Origin of the sequence: Epilithonimonas zeae (assembly GCF_023278365.1) — a bacterium.
In the GTDB taxonomy this organism is placed as follows: Bacteria; Bacteroidota; Bacteroidia; order Flavobacteriales; family Weeksellaceae; genus Epilithonimonas; species Epilithonimonas zeae_A.
In genome coordinates, this window is the sequence record NZ_CP075338.1 from 2,608,888 (window position 1) to 2,629,192 (window position 20,305).

Sequence of the window (20,305 nt, forward strand, 5' to 3'; positions counted from 1 at the left end):
GAATAAATGTCTAGGTTATCTTTTCCGCCATTGCGGATAGAATTTAGCACCTTCTTCGTTCCCGAAGGGTTGCCAAGGTTTCACAGAGTCTAATCTCTCCACCTTTCTCGATAACATTTTCAATATGTGAATGAACAAATTCGACTGCAAATATAGATAACAAATTGCTGTTTTTCCAAATAAACTGAAAAAAGTCAGTATAAATTTTTTATTAACAATCCAATTTAAGAAATTTATAACAGCAATTGTGTACAATATTTGCTTAACCAACTTCATCAAAAAATAAACAATGAACATTAATCTTAATAAACAAGTGGCCATTGTAACTGGTTCCAGCAGCGGGATAGGGAAAGGAATTGCTATCAGTTTGGCAAAATCCGGAGCAATCGTTATTGTAAACCATTCATCCGAACATTCCAGACCGGAAGCTGAAGAAACACTAAAAACCATTGAAGAAAACGGTGGCGAAGGTTTGATTATCCAATGTGATGTGAGTAAGGAAGACCAAGTTTTGGCGATGTTTCAAACCACAATTGACAAATACGGAACTGTAGATATTCTCATCAACAATGCAGGCTTGCAACAAGACGCTGCTTTTATTGATATGACTCTCGAACAATGGCAAAAAGTAATCGATGTGAATCTTACGGGGCAATTTTTATGTTCAAGAGAAGCAATTAAAGAATTCCTGAAGCGTGGAATGACCGAAAAGTCCAAAGCGCTTGGAAAAATCATCAATATCAGCAGTGTTCACGAGACGATTCCGTGGGCTGGGCACGCCAATTACGCTTCCAGTAAAGGTGCGCTCAGAATGCTGATGCAAACGCTGGCTCAGGAATATGGAAAACAAAAAATCCGTGTGAATAATATTTGTCCGGGCGCCATCCAAACACCAATCAACAAATCCGCTTGGGATAACAAGGAATCTTTTGATTCTCTGATGACCTTGATTCCGTATGACAGAATCGGGCAGCCGGAAGATATTGGAAATTTAGCCGTATTTTTGGCGAGTGATTATTCGGATTATATTACCGGAGCGAGCATCTATGTGGATGGTGGGATGACGACGTTGGAAAGTTTTGCAGACAACGGATAATAATTATTAATGATGAATTATATAATTATTAATGATTTTTTGTTGAATGTTAATGCAAAGATTTTGAAGGGCTAAGGATTTTAATAAGGCTGAAAATCGATATATTTTTATTTTGTCATTTATCTATTTCGCCAATTATTTATGGTTGAAAGAATGGAAAATCGTCAACATAGCCCCGATGGGAACGGCATCCTTTTTTGTTTTTTTAGATTCCTGACTTTGTTCGGAATGACAAAGCGCCTGAAAAACAAAAAAGATATAGTGGACAGCGGGTTGGAATGTTCTAACAAATGTACAACCGTGTTGCTCCTAATAAAAAAGAATAATTATTCTTGAAAAATAATTATAAAAATGAATGAAGAAGAAAAATTAAAAAATCCAAATTGGAAAAAGTGGGGACCTTACGTGAGCCACCGTCAATGGGGAAATGTACGTGAAGATTACAGTACCAACGGTGATGCTTGGGGATTTACCGGTCACGATACAGCGGAAGCGTGGACTTACCGCTGGGCTGAGGAAGGCATCGCAGGAATCTCGGATGAGAAGCAACAGATGTGTTTTGCACTTTCTTTTTGGAATAAAAACGATTGCAGAGTCAAGGAACGTTTTTTCGGACTGAGCAATTATCAGGGAAATCACGGCGAAGATATCAAGGAGATTTTTTATTATCTGGACAATACGCCGTCTCATAGCTATATGAAGATGGTTTACAAATACCCCATCAATGCATTTCCGTACGATGACCTCATCAATACGAATGCGCAGCGCTCCAATAAAGATCCCGAATACGAAATCATTGATACAGGAATCTTTGATAACGATGAATATTTTGACATTTTCATTGAATATGCAAAAGCTGGCGAGGATGATTTTTTAATCAGAATTGATGTTCATAACAGAAGCAATCAACCCGCTCCAATAGTAGTATTGCCAACACTGTGGTATAGAAATAACTGGATGTGGGGTTATAATGATTACAAAGCGAAACTTGGCTTTTCTAAGCCGGGCGAAATTGATGTTCATCACGATAGTCTGAGCATCAAAAAATTATATTCCAGAAACAGAAATGTGGATGCTTTGTTTTGTGAGAATGAAACGAATAGAGCAAGGTTATTCAATCTTCCGAAAACAGAAGGTTTTTTCAAAGATGGAATCAATCAATATATTACAAAAGGTTTAGATACTATTAATCCATCTAAAACCGGAACAAAAGCGTCTCTTCATTGTGAAGAAATCATAGAAGCAAATAGCAACAAGGTTTTCGAATTCCGATTGTCACCTCATATTATGGATGATGCGTTTTGGGATTTCGATGAAATCGTTTCGAGACGAAAGCAGGAAGCCGACGAGTTCTATGCGAATATCCAAAAAGATATTGAAAATGAGGATGAGAAGAATGTCCAGAGACAAGCGTTTGCGGGTTTGCTTTGGAACAAACAATTCTATCATTACAATATCGGGAAATGGCTAAAAGGTGACCCTAATTTTCCAATCCAAAGAAAAGGTTTTGTACGAAACAGCAACTGGGAACATCTTCATAACAAAGATATTATCTCGATGCCCGACAAATGGGAATATCCTTGGTATGCGACTTGGGATTTGGCGTTCCATTGTGTGAGTTTTTCTGTAATTGACTCAGAATTCGCTAAGAATCAATTGATTACTTTGACGAAAGAATGGTATATGCATCCGAACGGACAAGTTCCGGCTTACGAATGGAATTTTGACGATGTTAATCCGCCGGTTCACGCCTGGGCAACTTTCCGAGTTTTCAAAATCGATGAAAAAAACAATGGAAAACCTGACTTGGCTTTCCTTGAAAGGGTTTTCCAAAAATTACTACTGAATTTCACCTGGTGGGTTAACCGAAAAGATTACAACGGGAAAAATCTTTTTGGAGGCGGATTCCTTGGTCTGGATAACATTGGAGCGTTCGATAGGAATATGGAATTCAATGAAGGTGAACATCTCGAACAGGCCGACGGAACCAGCTGGATGGCAATGTACGCCCTGAATATGATGCGTATCGCAATGGAACTTGCGACTTACAATCCGGTTTATGAAGATATGGCGATTAAATTCTTTGAGCATTATCTTTATATCGCCGAAGCAATGGAAAACATTGGGGAAGACAAGCAAGGACTTTGGAATGAAGAGGACGGATTTTTCTACGATTTGCTCCAATTGTCTAACGGCGACAGTGTGAATCTGAAACTGAGAAGTATTGTTGGACTGATTCCGATGTTTGCCGTAGAAGTGGTGGAACATAGTATGTTGGAAAAACTTCCGGAATTCAAGAAAAGAATGGAATGGGTTCTGAAAAATAAACAGGATTTGACCAAATTGGTTTCTCAATGGTATGTTGAAGGCGAAGGCAACAAACATCTTTTAAGTATTCTAAGAAAAACAAGATTAGCGAAAGTTCTGACCAGATTGGTGGACGAATCTGAATTCTTGAGTGATTACGGAATCCGTGCGATGTCTAAAGTTTATGAGGAAAATCCTTTCAGATTTACCGTTCACGACCAAGAACACGTAGTTTATTACACGCCTGCAGAAAGTGATAGCCGCATGTTTGGTGGCAACAGTAACTGGCGCGGACCAATTTGGTTTCCGATTAATTTCCTGATTGTAGAAAGTCTGCAACGTTTTCATTTCTTTTTTGGCGATGCTTTGACGATTGAATATCCAAAAGGAAGTGGTGTTCAGAAGAATCTGGAAGAAGTTTCAAAAGATATCAGCGACAGACTTTGTAATATTTTTCTGAAAGACGAAAACGGAAACAGAGCCTTCAATGGTGGTGTAGAGAAATTTAACCAAGACCCGCATTTCAAAGATTATATTATGTTCTTCGAATATTTCCACGGTGACAATGGTCGCGGTGTCGGCGCTTCCCATCAAACCGGATGGACTTCTACGGTGGCGAAGTTGATTCAGCCGAGACTTTCTAGTCGATAAAATAAAAACCTTATCAAAATCGGATAAGGTTTTTTCATTTATTCTACAACTTGTCCATTGACGCTGACTTCATAAGTGATTTCAACATTTGGCTCAAGCGTTTTTGAAACAGAACAATATTTTTCAAAAGATAATTCTGCTGCTTTTTTTGCTTTTTTTGGATCGATTTCACCTTCTAGGAAAAATTTCACTTTGATAGATTTGAAAGGCTTTGCTTCATCTACCTGAACTCTTTCGCCTTCTACTTCCGCTTTGAAATCTGTAATCGTCTGACGTTGTTTTTTCAAAATCGAAACCACATCTATTCCGCTACAACCGGCAACCGCCATCAAAACAGATTGCATTGGAGAAACTCCTTTTGCATTTGGTAAAGTCGTATTGTCTAATAAAATAGAATTTCCTTGTTCGTTGGAACATTCAAACAAAAAATCATCATTGATTCTATTAAGTGTAATTTTCATTATGTTAAATTAAAATCAAAATTACAAAATCATAAAACAGCATCGGTTAATTTCATTCGCTATTTTAATATATTTGACAAAACTTTTAATCCTATAAAATGAGAGCTTTCTTATTGATAATTGCTTTATTGAGTAGCAATGTCGCTTTTTCACAATCCGAAGCAACCAAAACATCAACATTAGCAGATTCCAAAGCAGAATTTCCTGGCGGACAAGAAGCCTTCCGAAAAGAATTTATGAAAATGGTTCACGCTTATGTTGATATTACGGCTTACGCTGTGAACGGAAAATTTTCTTTTATCATTACGATTGACGAAAAAGGGAAAATGAGCGAGATGAAAATCTATCCAAAAGTCAGAAACGATGAAGAATTCAAACAGGATATGAATTTTGCGATGAAACGTATTAAGAAAAAATGGAAACCCGCAATCACAAATGGCGTTCCTGTAAGCTCTAATATTATTTTTGATATCAATTTCACCTCAGAACATTCTGATGAGGAATTTTAATTTTTTGACATCAATAGAATTAATCTGTTTATATTATTGACTGCCATTCTGTCACAATATTTTGTATCTTTGCAGACTTAAACAGTTCAAAGTTTTAGGTTCAAAGCTCATTTAGCATTGGATTTTAAATACTGAGCTTTAAATATATATGTAGTGCAGGAAAAATATATAGACGAGACCAAACAAGGAGAAGCCTTCGCCATAGCAGAAAGACCAGAAAATGGTAAAAAACTGTTTTTGGAAAGTTATGGTTGCCAGATGAATTTCTCTGATTCCGAGATTGTTGCATCCATTCTCAACGAGCAAGGTTATAACACGACTCTGAAACAGGAAGAGGCAGATTTGATTTTGCTTAACACTTGTTCTATCCGTGAGAAAGCAGAGCAGACGGTTCGTATGCGTCTCGCTCAATTCAAAAATCTTAAAAAAGAAAAACCCAATCTTACTGTTGGTGTTCTTGGCTGTATGGCTGAGCGACTGAAAACCAAATTCTTAGAAGAAGAACAATTGGTTGACTTGGTTGTTGGACCGGATGCTTACAGAGATCTTCCAAATCTTTTGAAAGAAACCGATGACGGAAGAGACGCCATCAACGTAATTCTTTCAAAAGAAGAAACTTACGCAGACATCAACCCTGTTCGTCTTGGCGGAAATGGTGTTACAGCTTTTGTTACGATTACAAGAGGTTGTGATAATATGTGTACTTTCTGTGTCGTGCCTTTTACAAGAGGAAGGGAAAGAAGCCGCGACCCACATTCTATCATAGAGGAATGTCTTGACCTTTGGAATAATGGCTACAAAGAAATCACACTTCTTGGACAAAATGTTGACTCTTATCTTTGGTACGGCGGCGGACCTAAGAAAGACTTCGCAAAAGCAACTGAAATGCAAAAATTAACTGCGGTAAATTTTGCACAATTGATGGAAATGGTTGCAACTGCAGTTCCGAATATGAGAATAAGATTCTCAACTTCTAATCCTCAGGATATGAGCTTGGATGTTTTCCGAGTGATGGCAAAATACAATAACATTTGCAAATATGTTCACCTTCCTGTTCAAAGTGGAAGTGACAGAATTCTTGATTTGATGAATCGTCAGCACACACGCCAGGAATATTTGGACTTAATTAAAAAGGCTAAAGAAATTGTTCCGGACATTTCTTTTTCACAAGATATGATTGTCGGATTCTGTACGGAAACTGAGGAAGACCATCAAGATACATTATCATTAATGAGAGAAGTGGAATACGATTACGGATATATGTTCGCTTATTCTGAAAGACCTGGAACGCCTGCTCACAAAAAGATGGAAGACGATATTCCTGCAGATGTTAAACAAAGACGTTTGGCAGAAGTGATTGCTCTACAAGGTGAATTATCCAAAAAGAGAATGGCTTCTTACGTTGGAAGAGTTCACGAAATTTTGATTGAAGGCATTTCCAAAAAGAATAAAACCCAATGGAAAGGAAGAAATTCTCAGAATGCGGTTTGTGTTTTCGATATGTTGGAAGGACAAAAAATTGGTGACATTGTTTCAGTTTTCGTTCACGGGAATACGCAAGGAACACTTTTGGGGGAAACAGTTTCGTAAATTCATCAAGCACAAATGAAAAAACAGATTCTTATTATTTTTCTTCTACTTTCTTTGGGGATTTCTGCCCAAATGGATAAAGAGAAGTGGACTGAAGATATAAAATATCTGCAAAGTAATCTGACCAATAAACATTACAATCTTTTTGCACTCCGTTCGGAAGCGGATTTCACGAAAGACATTAATAATATCATTTCTAAAACGGATGAACTTAGTGATTTCCAAATCGCATTGAAACTACAACAAGCGCTTGCAAAACAAGGCGACACACACACCAATTTATCATTAAAAAAGTTCATCGATAAAAATCAAGTTTTGCCATTGAGCTCTTATTTCTATGGCAATGACTTGTATGTTACCTTGACCAATTCTGAAAACAAAGAATTATTAGGTGGAAAGATTTTAGCCATTAATGGTTTTGATATTAAAACAATAACAGACAGCTTATCTACTTTGTTCCCAAATGAAAATTTGGGTATTTTCAGAACCCGAATTCCTGAGATTTTGCCTTTTAATCAAGCTCTCAAGAATTTTGGTTTTTCTAAGACTGATGATGTAAAGATAAAATATGAAAAGGATGGAAAAATATCAGAGAAAACAGTTATTCCATCGGTTATAACCAAAGAAAACAGAGTAAAGATCACTCTAAAAGCGTTGACTTTTCCACAGGAAAACAAGCGTAAATATTTCGAGAAAAAATATTTTGACCAAGAGAAAATCCTATACATTCTTTACAATGTTTGCACGACCAACGAAAAAAATAATCCAGCTTCTGATAATCCTTTAAATTTTGGAGAATTTGAGGATTCAGTTTTCAAAATTATCAAGGACAATAAAGTTGACAAGTTGATTTTCGATATGCGATATAATGGTGGTGGAAGTTCCAAACAAGGCAGAGAATTTGTTGAAAAGCTTGCAGCCAATAAAGAAATCAATAAAAAAGGTCATCTTTTTGTCGTTTTAGGGCGTGATACTTTTTCTTCCGCAATCCTGAATGCCTCAGATTTTCAAGACGAAACCAAAGCTATATTTGTGGGAGAAGAAACATCCGGAAAGCCTAATCATTATGGGGAACTTCAGAGTCTTGAGTTACCTAATTCAAAATTAAAATTGACCTATTCCACATTTTATTTCGTAAGAACTAAAAAGAAAAACGTCAATACTATAAAACCAGATTATCTGGTAGAAACATCTTTTAATGATTATGTTAATGGCATAGACCCCGTTTTTGAATTTATAAAAAATTATCATTGATGAGTGTTCAACGACAATTATTTGACGAAATCTCCCAATTATTAGAATTGGCAAGAAAACGTGTTGTGACCAGCGTAAATCAAACGATGGTCATTACCTATTTCGAGATTGGAAGAATGATTGTAGAAGATGAGCAAAATGGAGAAAATCGTGCAGAATACGGAAAAGCGATTTTAAAAGATTTGTCTTTGCATCTGACAGAGAGATTCGGGAAAGGTTTTTCTCAAAGAAATTTGGAGCAAATGAGACAATTCTATTTGTCTTATTCAATTCCGCAAACACCTTCTGCGCAATTGAAAATTTCAACGAATACAAATCCGCAGACAGTGTCTGCGGAATTACAAAAACCTAATAATCAATCTTTTGAAATTTCAGAAACAACTTCCCGAAATTTTTCTTCAAAATTAAATCTTTCTTGGTCTCATTATCTAAAATTAATGAGAATCAAAGATTTAAATGAGAGGAAATTCTACGAAATCGAGGCATATAAAAATAATTGGAGCTTACGAGAATTACAAAGACAATATTGATGTTGAAAATTTTCTACATATTATTTCTTCTACCTGTATTTTTCAGTTGCCAATCTGGGAAAAGTGTAACCATATATCCGAATAAAGTTGGGAATATTGTTTTTGATAAAAACATAGACAGTCCGGATTTCAAAAGATGTATGGACAAAGATTATGGAATCCAGTATTATAGTGTCAACGATTCAAACGGTCTTCTATACAAAGGCGAAAAATTTGCAATCATTCAGGAATTAGAAAAATTAAATTTGTCTTCTTCAAAAAAAACAAATGGCTACATCACAATCCGCTTTGTAGTTAATTGTGAAGGAAAAACAGGATTTTTCCGTGTTCAGCAGATGAATGATAATTATTTGGAAGAAAATTGGGACAAGGACTTTTCCGTGAAGCTTTTAAACTTCACCAAGTCTTTAAATGGTTGGATTGCCAAAGAAAGTCGAGGAACAAAATTAGATTATTACCAATATTTAACCTACAAAATTACCGATGGAAAGGTTTCAGAAATATTACCTTAGTTTAATTTTCCTTGCGATATATTCACAAATTTCCGCACAGGCTAATTGCAGTGTTTTCAAAGAAGAAAATTGCAGGAAAGCTTGCGAAATTTCTAATCAGGCCAGTGAATATCAAGGTCTTTCTTTGTCGCAATTAGCATTTGACAAAGCCATAGAAATTTGTCCAACTTACGATAATGCTTATTTTGAAAAAGCTGTTCCTTATCTCAAAAATGGGGATTTTGTTACTTGGAAAGTTCTGATTGACAAAGCAGTTGAACTTAACCCTAAAGAACATTTGGGATATCGTGCTTGGTGTAGATATCAGTTTCTGAGAGATTACAAAGGTGCAATTGAAGATGTTGAAGCTTTAGAAAAAATCTATCCAACTGGATATTTGGGATATTCTGCCAACGGCGATTACGAATTGCATATTGCAAAAGCGATTTGCTACTCAGCGATCGGACAAAAAGAGAAAGCGGTTTCTATCATAGAAAATCAGCTGGCAAAAAAAGACCATAATGTTGGACTATATGACCATTATCAATTAGGCGTCACTTATTTTGAATTAAATCAATACGACAAAGCCTTAGAAAATTTTGAAAAACAAAGCAAAGTTTACGATTTTGCAGAAAATATATATTTTAGAGCTAAGGTTTCTAAAATCAGGAACAAAGATTATTTGGATTTGAAAAGTTTAGCCCAGAAGTCTTACGACGAAGGAAAAATAATGTTGGAAGGCTATACGCATCATTTCAACAAAGTTTACAGAAAGCAGATTGCCGAACTGTAAATTAATTTAAAATCAAAATCCAAAAATCTCCGATTCAAAATAAAAATCGGACAAAAAAATTAAAAAAATGGCAGACTTACAATCTATAAAAACACGCTTCGGAATCATTGGAAATTTTCCGGCACTTAATCGTGCTTTGGAGAAATCGATTCAAGTTGCTCCTACAGATATTTCGGTTCTCGTAATTGGAGAAAGTGGTGTGGGAAAAGAATTTATCCCGAAAATTATCCACTCAGAATCTAGAAGAAAACATCAGCCTTACATCGTTGTAAATTGTGGAGCAATCCCAGAAGGAACCATTGATTCAGAATTATTTGGCCACGAAAAAGGAGCGTTCACTGGCGCAACTTCTACAAGAAAAGGTTATTTTGAAGTGGCTGATGGGGGAACAATTTTCCTGGATGAAGTTGGTGAATTACCTTTACAAACTCAGGTTCGTCTTTTGAGAGTTTTGGAAAGTGGAGAATTTATGAAAGTTGGTTCTTCTCAAGTTCAAAAAACAAACGTCAGAATAGTTGCTGCAACAAATGTCAATATGATGAAAGCCATTCAGGATGGACGTTTTCGTGAAGATTTGTATTATCGTTTGAACACGGTTCAGATTGATATGCCAGCTTTGCGAGAAAGAAAAGGCGACATCCATTTGTTATTCAGAAAGTTTGCGATAGATTTTGCTGAGAAATACAGAATGCCGGAATTGAGATTGACAGACGATGCCGTTGCTTATCTAGAAAATTATGCATTTCCAGGAAACGTTCGTCAACTTAGAAATTTGGTAGAGCAAATGACCGTTGTGGAACAAAATCGCGAAATCAATTCTGTAAAATTAGCCGAATACATTCCGATGAATGCAAATCTTCCGGCTGTTGTTCAAAAAGGTGGCGGCGGAAGCTCCAGCTCAGATTTCGGTTCGGAGCGGGAAATTATGTACAAAGTTCTCTTCGATATGAGAAACGACATCAATGATTTAAAATCCTTAACTTCGGAGCTTATTAAAAGTAGAGGAAGTTCTGACCTTAGCTCTCAGGAAAAAAATCTGATTAACAGAATTTATACGCCGGAATCAGCTCAGAGCGCAAACCCAAATTCTTTGCTTTACTTCGAAAATAATAACAATAATCAAAGTCAGGTTCATCATCCAACGATTATTTCTGAGGACGAAGACCATCATTATAACGATGTAGAAGATATTGAAATCGAGGAAGCAAGACCAGAATCTTTATCACTTCAAAATAATGAAAAAGATTTGATTATCAAAGCTTTGGAAAAACACAAAGGTAGAAGAAATAAAGCTGCGGACGAGTTGGGAATTTCGCAAAGAACACTTTACAGAAAAATAAAACAATATAATCTTGAGGAATAAAAAGACTCAAGAAAAAAGGCAAAAGATTCAGAAAATGATTCCAAAATATAATCGCAATTCATTGTTGAGCACATTCAAAACTTGTATATTTTTACTTGTTTCTTGTTTCTTGATTTCCTGTTATAGCTTTTCAGGTTCTTCTTTGAGAGAAGATATGAAAACTATAAAAATCAATATGTTTCCAAACAATGCTGCCAATAATCTCCCGAGTCTAAGTCAGGATTTTACGGTAGCTTTGCAAAATCGTTTTCTTCAAAGGTCTGGTTTGAAAGGCGCTTTGGAAAACCCGGATTTGTTGATAGAAGGTGAAATAACAGATTACAATATCACGCCGACAAGTATTGGTGCCGCAACCACTTCTACAACCGGAAATGTAGTGCAGGCGCAACAAAACAAGTTAACGATTACTGTAAAAGTACATTACGAAAACAGCAAAGATCCGACATTAAGTTTTGACAGAACTTACAGTGATGAAGCGGTTTTCAACAGTGATTTGGACTTGAACACAATAGAAACCTCACAGGTAAAAATTGTGAACGAGAGAATCATCGTCAAAATTTTCAATGATATTGTAGCCAATTGGTAAAATAATGAATACTAGAGTTTTAGAGTTAATAAAGAATCCAAAAATAATCACTGAATCTGATTTGCAAATTTTGCAGTCAGAGTCGGAAAAAACGCCTTATGCACAAAGTATAAGAGCACTTTATCTTTACGGAATCAATCTTTACAAACCAGAGAATTATAAAGAAAACCTTTCTAAAACAGCGGCTTATACGACAGATAAAAAAATACTTTATCACTTCATTAATTCTGAGAAAATTTCTAAAAAAGAATTGACGTCAACATCAATTGCACAAGAAGAAAAAACTGAAAATCAATCAACTAGCGACAAAGTAACGGAAGAAACAAAACCTGCAGAATCTGAAATTGTAACTGAAATTGAAAATACAGAAACGCATTCTGTTCTGAATAAATTTGATGTTGAGAAAATCATCGAAACTGAAAATGCAGAAAATTCGGAATTCATAGTTGTAGATGGCGAAAAGAATCGTTTGCTTTATGATGGTGAGGAAAATTTCTTGGAAGAAAAATCTTCGCAAGTTGATTTGGAAGCTTCGAAAGAATCTGGACAACTGGTTTTAAAAGAAGAAACTGAAACTGTTAGCACTCAAATTATCATCGATGAAAATCCTGCGGAAGAATCGATTTCTGAGCCGGAACATATTGAAGATATTTTGACTTTAGAAGAAACAAAAGTTGAGGAAATTGCTGTAGAACAAGAATCAGAACCGGAAGTTTCTTCTAATGACATCAGTTTTGGTGGCGCTCAGGAGTTTCTCCCCAATGTAAAATTCTCGATTCCAAAAAATCATTTAGATTACTTAAATCCTCCGAAAAAAGAAAAGCAAGAGGAGAAAATAATCGAAGAAAAACCTGTTATTAAATCTGACTTTAAGGAGACCTTTGTAGAAAATATTTCGGAAGATGATATTGATGACAGTCAAATCAGTTTTGAGAACACACAATCTTTTGAAGTCGCTGAACCGAAAAAAGCAGAGGAAACAGAAATAAAAGCAGAAAACCCAATCCAGGAAGAGAGGAAAGAAAATGAAATTAATTTTGAAAAAAATCAAACTTTCGAAATTAATGAAACGGAAGCTCCAAAAGTAGAAATCAAACCAGAAATTACTGAATCAAAAGTTGAAGAACCAGTTTCTGAATGGAAACCAATGTCATTCTCTGCCAATATTCCAGATGCTTTGATTGGTAAAAGTAAACCTGAAGAAAGAGAAATTCCGAAAATCATAACAAAAGTTGACATTGCTCCAGCTGAAGAAGTTGTGATTCAACCGGAAATCATTGCAGAAAAAACTCAAGAAGAAGAAGAAAATAAAATTGAGATTTCTGAAGAAGAAAGACCAATTCTAAACGTTTCGTTCTTTGGAAATGATGTTTCTAAAATCGAGGAGAAAAAAGAAATTATTCCAATTCCTGAAACAATTGAAACAAAAGAAGTTCCTGCAAGCAATGTCGGAACATTCATCAATACTTGGCAAAGTTGGTTGAAAATCGAGAGACCTGCACAAACAGAAGAAATTGCTAAAGTCAAAGAAAAGATCATCGATAATTTCATAGAAACTAATCCAAAAATCTCGCAACTAAAAGAGGAAAGCAACTACGTTGTGAAAGAAAAGAAAGACGATATTTCTCATTTGATGACGGAAACTCTGGCAAAGTTATATACAGAGCAAAAATTATATTCTAAAGCTATAAAAGCTTACGAAATACTTTCTGAGAAACATCCGGATAGAAAAGATTACTTCGAAGAAAAAATTGAAGAGATAAAAGAAATCAGAAAATCATAAAACCAAAAGTCCCGAAAATTCGGGACTTTTTTTATTTCAATTCAATAGGATTATTTCGGCTTTTGATTTCAGCTTCCATTCGTTTTTGTCTTGCCTGCATTTCTTTTGGATCCATTCCTGGTCGGTTTCCACCACCTCGGCCGCCAGTATTTCTTTGAGCATTCACGAAACTAGCTGGGTCTTTTTGCATTTTTTTCTCCATATCGGTATATTTAGATTTGGAAAGTGAGATAATTTGCCCTCGATTCAAAGGCTGATAGATTTCTGCAATCTTCTTAGTTTGCATCAAATCGAAAGAATAATCACCTTTTGTATCCTGAACTTTTACAATCAGTCCCGGCAAGCCAGAGAATTTGTAAGGCCCGTCCTGGAAAGGAATTTCTTGCGTAAACCAAGCGTACCAAGTCCTGCCACCAAATTTTGTTTCTGCTTTTTGTGTTTGGTAATCTCCGATTTTCACAGTTTCTGGTAAGATTTTCCATTCAAAAACGGGTGTTTCCGGATAAGAATAATTATCTCTACCAATTCTTGATTTATAAACCAAGCTTTGATTAGTAAGGTCCTTTTCTATAGTAAATTGGAGATTGCTTCTCAAATTCTGCATTTGTTCTCTGTCAAAATTATTGGTCGCACGCATCCTTTCCATCAAAGAATCTCTTTTCATAGAATTTTCTGCATAGAACACAGATTTTTTCCCATCTGTATCCAAATAAGCAGATTCTGTTTTTTTCTCAACATTGGTAGAATCTGGCGACAACGTTACCTGATAAACAAAGCGCGTATTTTGCTGCGCCATAACAAACGGCATTGCCAACACGCTTAATATTTTTAATAATTTCATATCTTATTTGTTACTTAATTCAATTGGGTTTGTATTTCCAAAACTCATCATATTACCATTTCCGGAAGAGCTTCTTGGCGTATTTCCTATTTGCACATCCGGAGCTCCCATTTCGCCATTTGGCATTCCACCATTCATTCCTTGTCCGGGTTGGCCACCAAATCCGTTGTTCATTCCACCTCTTTGATACATCCCTCTTCCACCACCTGGATTGAAATTATCCAAATCAATTTCCGAATCTTTACTCTTTGCCATTTCCATTTTTACAGAAGCTTTATCGCCTTGGAAATTAATTCTTGTAGATTTTCTCGCGTCTGCTTTTATATCTTCCGTAAAAGTATTCGGGATTGATAATTTTTTGACAAAATTAAATTTGTAATCGCCTTTATCATCTTCCAGCTTCAAAATCAATCCTGGTAATCCTGATAGTTTGTAAGGCCCATCAGAGATTTTAATTTCCGGAGCAAACCAAGCCGTCCAAGTTCTTCCTCCAAAATTTACAGTTGCTTTCTGAACTTTATAACCATTAAGATTTGAAGTCTGTTGAGAAACATCCCAATTCATTTTTCGGTCTTCCTGATAATAAACCTGTCTCGAGCCAATATTTTCTACAAGATTTATCGCTCTGTTTTCATAATTTTTTTTGATGAAATATTCAAAAAAAGTAGGCTGGATTGATTTTCCGTTAGCTAATTTTGGGAATTCCTGCTTATTCTTTTTTGATTTTTTCACATCCAGATTTCCTTGACTTTTCAAAACTGCAACCAAAGAATCTCTCAACAATTTACTTTCACTAATGAATAACGATTGATTATTTTTCACATCCAGAAAAGTCGTCTCTACCTTCATATCTACAAGATTTATCGTATCAGGATTCACTTCCGTACGATAAACATATCTTTCGGTCTGGCTAATCATTTCTCCAAAAAAGAAAAACAGCATCATCAAAATAAAAATCTTCTTCATAAACTAATTGTTTGATTAACAAATCTCAGCAAAGTTAATTATAAGAACAATCAGAATTAATAATTGTTTCTTTTTTGATAAGAATTTAACATTAACAAACTGTTTTTCATTATAAAACGAAATGATAAAGTCTATTTAAAATCGTTAAAATAGATGCTGTCGATTTGAGATTGCGGAAATTAGTTCGTACTTTTGTAGACTAAAATCAGTCTAAATAAAAACAATGATACAAGTAAGCGACCAGGCAAAATCCAAAGCAGCTCAGTTGATGACTGAAGAAGGCTTCAACCCTGAGACTGACTATATAAGAGTGGGCGTAAAAAGTGGCGGATGTTCCGGACTAGAATACGTCCTGAAGTTTGATAATGTAAAAAATGAAACCGACCAAATCTTTGAAGATAATGGTGTACGCGTAATCATCGAGAAAAAATCGATTCTTTATCTTGCCGGTACAACTCTAGAATATTCAGGAGGTTTGAATGGAAAAGGTTTTATTTTTAATAATCCGAATGCTGCAAGAACTTGCGGTTGTGGAGAATCTTTTAGTTTATAAAATATGTCTAAATACACCGAAGACGACCTAAGAGTCGATCTCGAAAATCAAAAGTACGAATTCGGATTTGAAACCGACATTGAATATGAGGATTTCCCGATTGGTCTGAATGAAGACATCATTCGTGCTATTTCTGCCAAAAAAGAAGAACCACAATGGATGACCGATTGGCGTCTGGAGTCTTATAGAATTTGGTTGAAAATGGAAGAGCCCAATTGGGCCAACATCAAATATCAAAAACCCGACTTTCAAGCCATCAGATATTACGCTGCTCCAAAGGCAAAACCGGAATTGGCAAGTCTTGATGAAGTTGACCCGGAATTGTTGAAGACTTTCGCAAAATTGGGAATCAATATCGAGGAACAAAAACGTTTAGCGAATGTTGCAGTTGATATTGTAGTGGATTCAGTATCTGTAAAAACGACTTTTCAGGAAACCTTGAAGGAGAAAGGGATTATCTTTTGCTCTATTTCTGAAGCAATTAAAGAACATCCGGATTTGGTAAAACAATATATCGGGAAAGTTGTTCCAAGAGGCGATAATTTTTACGCCGCTTTGAACTCCGCAGTTTTTTCTGACGGAAGTTTCTGTTACATCCCAAAAGGTGTAAGATGCCCGATGGAATTATCAACTTATTTCCGTATCAATCAGTCTGGAACAGGACAATTCGAAAGAACTTTGGTCATTGCTGATGAAGGAAGTTACGTTTCATATTTGGAAGGTTGTACAGCTCCATCTAGAGATGAGAATCAGCTTCACGCTGCGGTTGTTGAATTGATTGCCTTGGATGATGCTGAAATCAAATATTCGACTGTTCAAAACTGGTATCCTGGCGATGAAGAAGGAAAAGGCGGGGTTTTCAATTTTGTGACGAAGAGAGGACTTTGCGAAAGAAATGCAAAAATCTCCTGGACTCAGGTCGAAACTGGTTCTGCTGTAACTTGGAAATATCCTAGCTGCATTTTGAAAGGCGATAATTCGGTTGGTGAATTTTATTCAATCGCGGTTACCAATATGCACCAATATGCAGATACAGGAACGAAGATGATTCACATCGGGAAGAATACCAAATCAACCATTATTTCCAAAGGAATTTCTGCCGGAAAATCTAATAACTCTTATCGTGGATTGGTAAAAGTAATGCCGACTGCAAAAGGAGCAAGAAACTTTTCTCAGTGTGATTCTTTGTTGATGGGTAATGAATGTGGTGCACATACTTTTCCTTATATCGAAATCAAAGATCCGACGGCGCAGTTGGAACACGAAGCAACAACTTCGAAAATCGGGGAAGACCAGATTTTTTACTGTAACCAAAGAGGAATCGACACAGAAAGAGCAATTGCTTTGATTGTCAACGGATTCAGCAAAGAAGTTTTGAATAAACTTCCAATGGAATTTGCTATTGAAGCTCAGAAATTACTTGAGATTTCCCTGGAAGGTTCGGTTGGGTAATTTATAAACATTAAGAAGTTAAATTTTTTCTTAAATTCTCAATGTTAAAGAATTAAGGAATTGATAAATCAATTCTTTTGAAGAAAATTAAATATGACCAAAACAGAAGTAACACAGCTCTCTTACGATATTGTAGGATGTGCAATCAAGGTTCATAAAGAATTAGGACCAGGATTGTTGGAAAGTGTTTACGAATTATGTTTGGCTTATGAATTAAATGAAAAAGGATATTTAGTTAATCAACAGGTTACTACAAAAATCAATTACGGAAAGATTGAAATTGAAACTCCGCTAAAGATTGATTTACTTGTCAATGATACAATCATTGTAGAAATTAAAACTGTTGAAAAATTATTACCTGTTCATCAAGCTCAATTGATGACTTATATGAAAATTTTGAAAAAGCCTCAAGGACTTTTGATTAATTTTTATACAGATAATATTACTAAGTCAATGATTCCATTAGTGAATGAATATTTTTCAAAACTGCCGGAATGAATTTTAAAATATTAAGGAGTTTAAGATAAATAGTAAAACTTAAAACCCTTAATTTAAATCAATTTATTGATTTACTTAAAAAGAAATAGAAATTTAGAATCAACTTAAATTCTTAATGTTAAAAATAAAAAACAAGTTTTAAACATATATAATGCTTAATATCAAAAACTTACACGCCAAAATTGAAGATGGCGACAAAGAAATTTTAAAAGGAATCAATCTTGAAATAAAACCAGGCGAAGTTCACGCTATTATGGGACCGAACGGCGCCGGAAAATCGACTCTTTCTTCTGTGATTGCAGGAAAAGAGGATTACGAAGTAACAGATGGAGAAATCCTTTTCGAAGGAGAAGAAATCGGTGAAGATGCACCTGAAGAAAGAGCACACAAAGGCATTTTCCTTTCTTTCCAATATCCTGTGGAAATCCCAGGAGTTACTGTTACCAATTTCATCAAAGCTGCTCTTAATGAAACAAGAAAAGCCAACGGATTGGAAGAAATGGGCGCTAAAGAAATGCTTGGTTTGATTCGTGAAAACTCTGAAAAATTAGGCATCAGAAAAGATTTCCTTTCCCGTTCTTTGAACGAAGGTTTCTCCGGTGGTGAAAAGAAAAGAAACGAGATTTTCCAAATGATGATGCTAAACCCGAAATTGGCAATTCTTGACGAAACTGATTCTGGATTGGATATCGATGCATTGAGAATTGTTGCTGATGGTGTCAACAAATTTAGAAGTGAAGGCAATGCAGTCCTTCTGATCACACATTACCAAAGATTATTGAATTATATTCAGCCAGATTTCGTTCACGTTTTGGCAGATGGAAAAATCATCAAAACAGGAGACAAGTCTCTTGCATTGGAACTGGAAGAAAAAGGTTACGATTGGTTGTTGAATTAATCAAATGAACAAAGTAAATTTAGCAGAAAAGTTTCAGCTGTTTTCAGAATACTGGTCGCCAAAAATAGTAGGAGAACTTAATGGGCAACAAGTAAAGCTGGCAAAATTCAAAGGCGAATTTGTCTGGCATAAACACGATAATGAAGACGAAATGTTTTTCATTGCTGAAGGAACTTTGAATATTGAATTTCGTGATAAAACAATCACACTGAATAAAGGAGAATTTTTAATCATTCCGAAAGGAGTAGAACACAAACCTGTTGCTGAAAACGAGGTTTTGGTAATGTTGTTTGAGCCTGCGACAACACTTAATACAGGAAATACAGAAAACGACTTGACTAAACATCAGTTGAATTGGATATAAATAAAAAATGAGTTTACAAGAACAAACTATAAATAATCACACTTCATTTTTAGAAACGCTTCGTCATTCTTTTTTGAACGAAGAGAGAAAAACTGCGCTTCAGAAATTCGAAGCGAAAGGTTTTCCTACCAAAAAAGATGAAGAATACAAATACACGAATCTGAAGGAAATCACGGAAAAAAATTACAATTTTTTCCCTTCAGAAGCTCATCATATTACCAAAGAGCAATTGGATGAATTGCATTTGGGCGAAGAACATTTTGATTGGATTGTGTTCATCAATGGGAAACTTCACAAAGAATATTCTAACATTTCGATTGAAAATGCAGAATTCTTAACCTTGAACGAAGCTCTCAATGATTCAGCCAAAAAAGAAACTTTCAACCAATATTTCAATACGATTGCGAGCCAGGATTTAGCGTTTACCAACCTGAATCTAGCTTATTTCAACGAAGGTTTTTTCTTGAAAGTACCTAAAAACATTGTTATCGAAAAACCGATTCACGTTTTTTATATCTCTGACAGTCAGGAAGAAAACACTTTCTACAACACAAGAAATCTTCTGATTGTAGAAGCTGGTGCAAAAGTAGAAGTGATTGAAAGCCATCACAATTTTGACGATTCTTTCGTTTTCACTAATTCTGTGACGGAGATTTTCACTTACCAAAATGCAAAAGCAGACTGGCACAAATTACAGAATGACAGTGATACATCTTACCTTGTAGACCACACATTTGCGAAACAGGAAAGAGACAGTTTAACGACTGTGAACACATTCTCTTTCGGAGGGAAATTGGTTCGTAACAATCTGGATTTCATCCACAACGGAGAAAATATCAATTCCTTTATGAACGGTATCACGATTATTGGGAAAGACCAATTGGTAGACCACCACACCGCTGTTCATCACAATACACCAAACTGCGAATCTTACCAGAATTATAAAGGAATTTTCAAGGACAAATCACACGGTGTTTTCAATGGAAAAGTGTTTGTGAACAAGATTGCTCAGAAAACCAACGCTTATCAGCAGAACAACAACATTTTGCTGGACGAAGGCGCAACGATTGATACAAAACCTCAGCTGGAGATTTTCGCAGATGATGTCAAATGTTCGCACGGCTGTACCGTTGGACAGCTGAACGAAGATGCGATGTTCTACCTTAGAGCTCGTGGAATTTCCAAGAAAGAAGCAAGAGCATTATTGCTTTATGCTTTCGCCAACGATGCGATGCAGAATATTGACATTGAGCCACTCAAAGTAAAAGTTTCCAAACTTCTGGCAGAAAAACTGGAAGTCCAAATGGAATTCTAAATAA

General features: G+C 35.6%; 20 protein-coding genes and 1 riboswitch. Of the genes, 17 read left to right on the plus strand and 3 right to left on the minus strand.

Going from position 1 to position 20,305, the window contains the following annotated elements; translation table 11 throughout:
* Positions 1–12: 12 nt before the first annotated feature.
* Positions 13–117: riboswitch (SAM riboswitch) on the minus strand.
* A 172-nt stretch (positions 118–289) separates the two neighbouring features.
* Both KI430_RS11720 and KI430_RS11725 read left to right on the plus strand, forming a co-directional pair.
* Positions 290–1,096, plus strand: coding sequence for a glucose 1-dehydrogenase (locus tag KI430_RS11720; RefSeq protein ID WP_248875005.1), 807 nt, complete (start codon positions 290–292; stop codon positions 1,094–1,096).
* A gap of 351 nt (positions 1,097–1,447) precedes the next feature.
* A complete protein-coding gene (locus KI430_RS11725; protein WP_248875007.1) occupies positions 1,448–4,054 on the plus strand; it encodes an MGH1-like glycoside hydrolase domain-containing protein in 2,607 nt (868 codons plus the stop codon).
* Between the two features lie 38 nt (positions 4,055–4,092).
* Here KI430_RS11725 and KI430_RS11730 read toward each other — a convergent pair whose 3' ends face one another.
* Positions 4,093–4,515, minus strand: coding sequence for an OsmC family protein (locus tag KI430_RS11730; RefSeq protein WP_248875009.1), 423 nt, complete (start codon positions 4,513–4,515; stop codon positions 4,093–4,095).
* Between the two features lie 98 nt (positions 4,516–4,613).
* On the opposite strand from KI430_RS11730, the gene KI430_RS11735 reads away from it, so the two are divergent.
* The 9 genes from KI430_RS11735 (at position 4,614) to KI430_RS11775 (ending at position 13,414) form a co-directional block, all read left to right on the plus strand.
* Positions 4,614–5,024: an energy transducer TonB gene (locus tag KI430_RS11735; RefSeq protein ID WP_248875011.1), complete on the plus strand. Its 411-nt coding sequence runs from the start codon at positions 4,614–4,616 to the stop codon at positions 5,022–5,024.
* 153 nt (positions 5,025–5,177) lie between these two features.
* A complete protein-coding gene (miaB, locus tag KI430_RS11740) occupies positions 5,178–6,614 on the plus strand; it encodes a tRNA (N6-isopentenyl adenosine(37)-C2)-methylthiotransferase MiaB (protein WP_248875013.1) in 1,437 nt (478 codons plus the stop codon).
* Between the two features lie 15 nt (positions 6,615–6,629).
* Positions 6,630–7,868, plus strand: coding sequence for a S41 family peptidase (locus tag KI430_RS11745; RefSeq protein ID WP_248875015.1), 1,239 nt, complete (start codon positions 6,630–6,632; stop codon positions 7,866–7,868).
* A complete protein-coding gene (locus tag KI430_RS11750) occupies positions 7,868–8,398 on the plus strand; it encodes a DUF1016 N-terminal domain-containing protein (protein ID WP_248875017.1) in 531 nt (176 codons plus the stop codon). The genes KI430_RS11745 and KI430_RS11750 overlap by 1 nt, the downstream gene beginning before the upstream one ends.
* Complete coding sequence (locus tag KI430_RS11755) at positions 8,398–8,910, plus strand: hypothetical protein (RefSeq protein WP_248875019.1); 513 nt, start codon at positions 8,398–8,400, stop codon at positions 8,908–8,910. Before KI430_RS11750 ends, KI430_RS11755 begins: the two co-directional genes overlap by 1 nt.
* Positions 8,882–9,682, plus strand: a complete 801-nt coding sequence (locus tag KI430_RS11760) for a tetratricopeptide repeat protein (protein WP_248875021.1) — start codon at positions 8,882–8,884, stop codon at positions 9,680–9,682. The genes KI430_RS11755 and KI430_RS11760 overlap by 29 nt, the downstream gene beginning before the upstream one ends.
* Positions 9,683–9,749: 67 nt before the next feature.
* Complete coding sequence (locus tag KI430_RS11765) at positions 9,750–11,045, plus strand: sigma-54 interaction domain-containing protein (protein WP_248875023.1); 1,296 nt, start codon at positions 9,750–9,752, stop codon at positions 11,043–11,045.
* A 34-nt stretch (positions 11,046–11,079) separates the two neighbouring features.
* Entirely contained in the window at positions 11,080–11,631 is a 552-nt protein-coding gene (locus KI430_RS11770) for an LptE family protein (RefSeq protein ID WP_248875025.1), read from the plus strand.
* Between the two features lie 4 nt (positions 11,632–11,635).
* Complete coding sequence (locus KI430_RS11775; RefSeq protein WP_248875026.1) at positions 11,636–13,414, plus strand: hypothetical protein; 1,779 nt, start codon at positions 11,636–11,638, stop codon at positions 13,412–13,414.
* Positions 13,415–13,445: 31 nt separating this feature from the next.
* On the opposite strand, the gene KI430_RS11780 is transcribed toward KI430_RS11775, so the two are convergent.
* Positions 13,446–14,255 carry a GLPGLI family protein gene (locus KI430_RS11780; RefSeq protein ID WP_248875028.1) on the minus strand — a complete coding sequence of 270 codons (810 nt, stop codon included), beginning with the start codon at positions 14,253–14,255 and terminating at the stop codon, positions 13,446–13,448.
* A gap of 3 nt (positions 14,256–14,258) precedes the next feature.
* The gene (locus KI430_RS11785; RefSeq protein WP_248875030.1) at positions 14,259–15,221 is read right to left on the minus strand and encodes a GLPGLI family protein; all 963 of its coding nucleotides are present in this window, start codon (positions 15,219–15,221) and stop codon (positions 14,259–14,261) included.
* A 223-nt stretch (positions 15,222–15,444) separates the two neighbouring features.
* Here KI430_RS11785 and KI430_RS11790 point away from each other — a divergent pair, with 223 nt between their 5' ends.
* The 6 genes from KI430_RS11790 (at position 15,445) to sufD (ending at position 20,301) form a co-directional block, all read left to right on the plus strand.
* Entirely contained in the window at positions 15,445–15,774 is a 330-nt protein-coding gene (locus tag KI430_RS11790; RefSeq protein WP_074236152.1) for a HesB/IscA family protein, read from the plus strand.
* A 3-nt stretch (positions 15,775–15,777) separates the two neighbouring features.
* Positions 15,778–17,226: a Fe-S cluster assembly protein SufB gene (gene sufB, locus KI430_RS11795; protein ID WP_248875031.1), complete on the plus strand. Its 1,449-nt coding sequence runs from the start codon at positions 15,778–15,780 to the stop codon at positions 17,224–17,226.
* A 93-nt stretch (positions 17,227–17,319) separates the two neighbouring features.
* The gene (locus KI430_RS11800; RefSeq protein ID WP_248875033.1) at positions 17,320–17,724 is read left to right on the plus strand and encodes a GxxExxY protein; all 405 of its coding nucleotides are present in this window, start codon (positions 17,320–17,322) and stop codon (positions 17,722–17,724) included.
* A 151-nt stretch (positions 17,725–17,875) separates the two neighbouring features.
* Positions 17,876–18,622, plus strand: a complete 747-nt coding sequence (gene sufC, locus KI430_RS11805) for a Fe-S cluster assembly ATPase SufC (RefSeq protein ID WP_248875035.1) — start codon at positions 17,876–17,878, stop codon at positions 18,620–18,622.
* A gap of 4 nt (positions 18,623–18,626) precedes the next feature.
* The gene (locus KI430_RS11810; protein WP_248875037.1) at positions 18,627–18,986 is read left to right on the plus strand and encodes a cupin domain-containing protein; all 360 of its coding nucleotides are present in this window, start codon (positions 18,627–18,629) and stop codon (positions 18,984–18,986) included.
* A gap of 7 nt (positions 18,987–18,993) precedes the next feature.
* Positions 18,994–20,301, plus strand: a complete 1,308-nt coding sequence (gene sufD, locus KI430_RS11815; RefSeq protein WP_248875038.1) for a Fe-S cluster assembly protein SufD — start codon at positions 18,994–18,996, stop codon at positions 20,299–20,301.
* Positions 20,302–20,305: the final 4 nt, after the last annotated feature.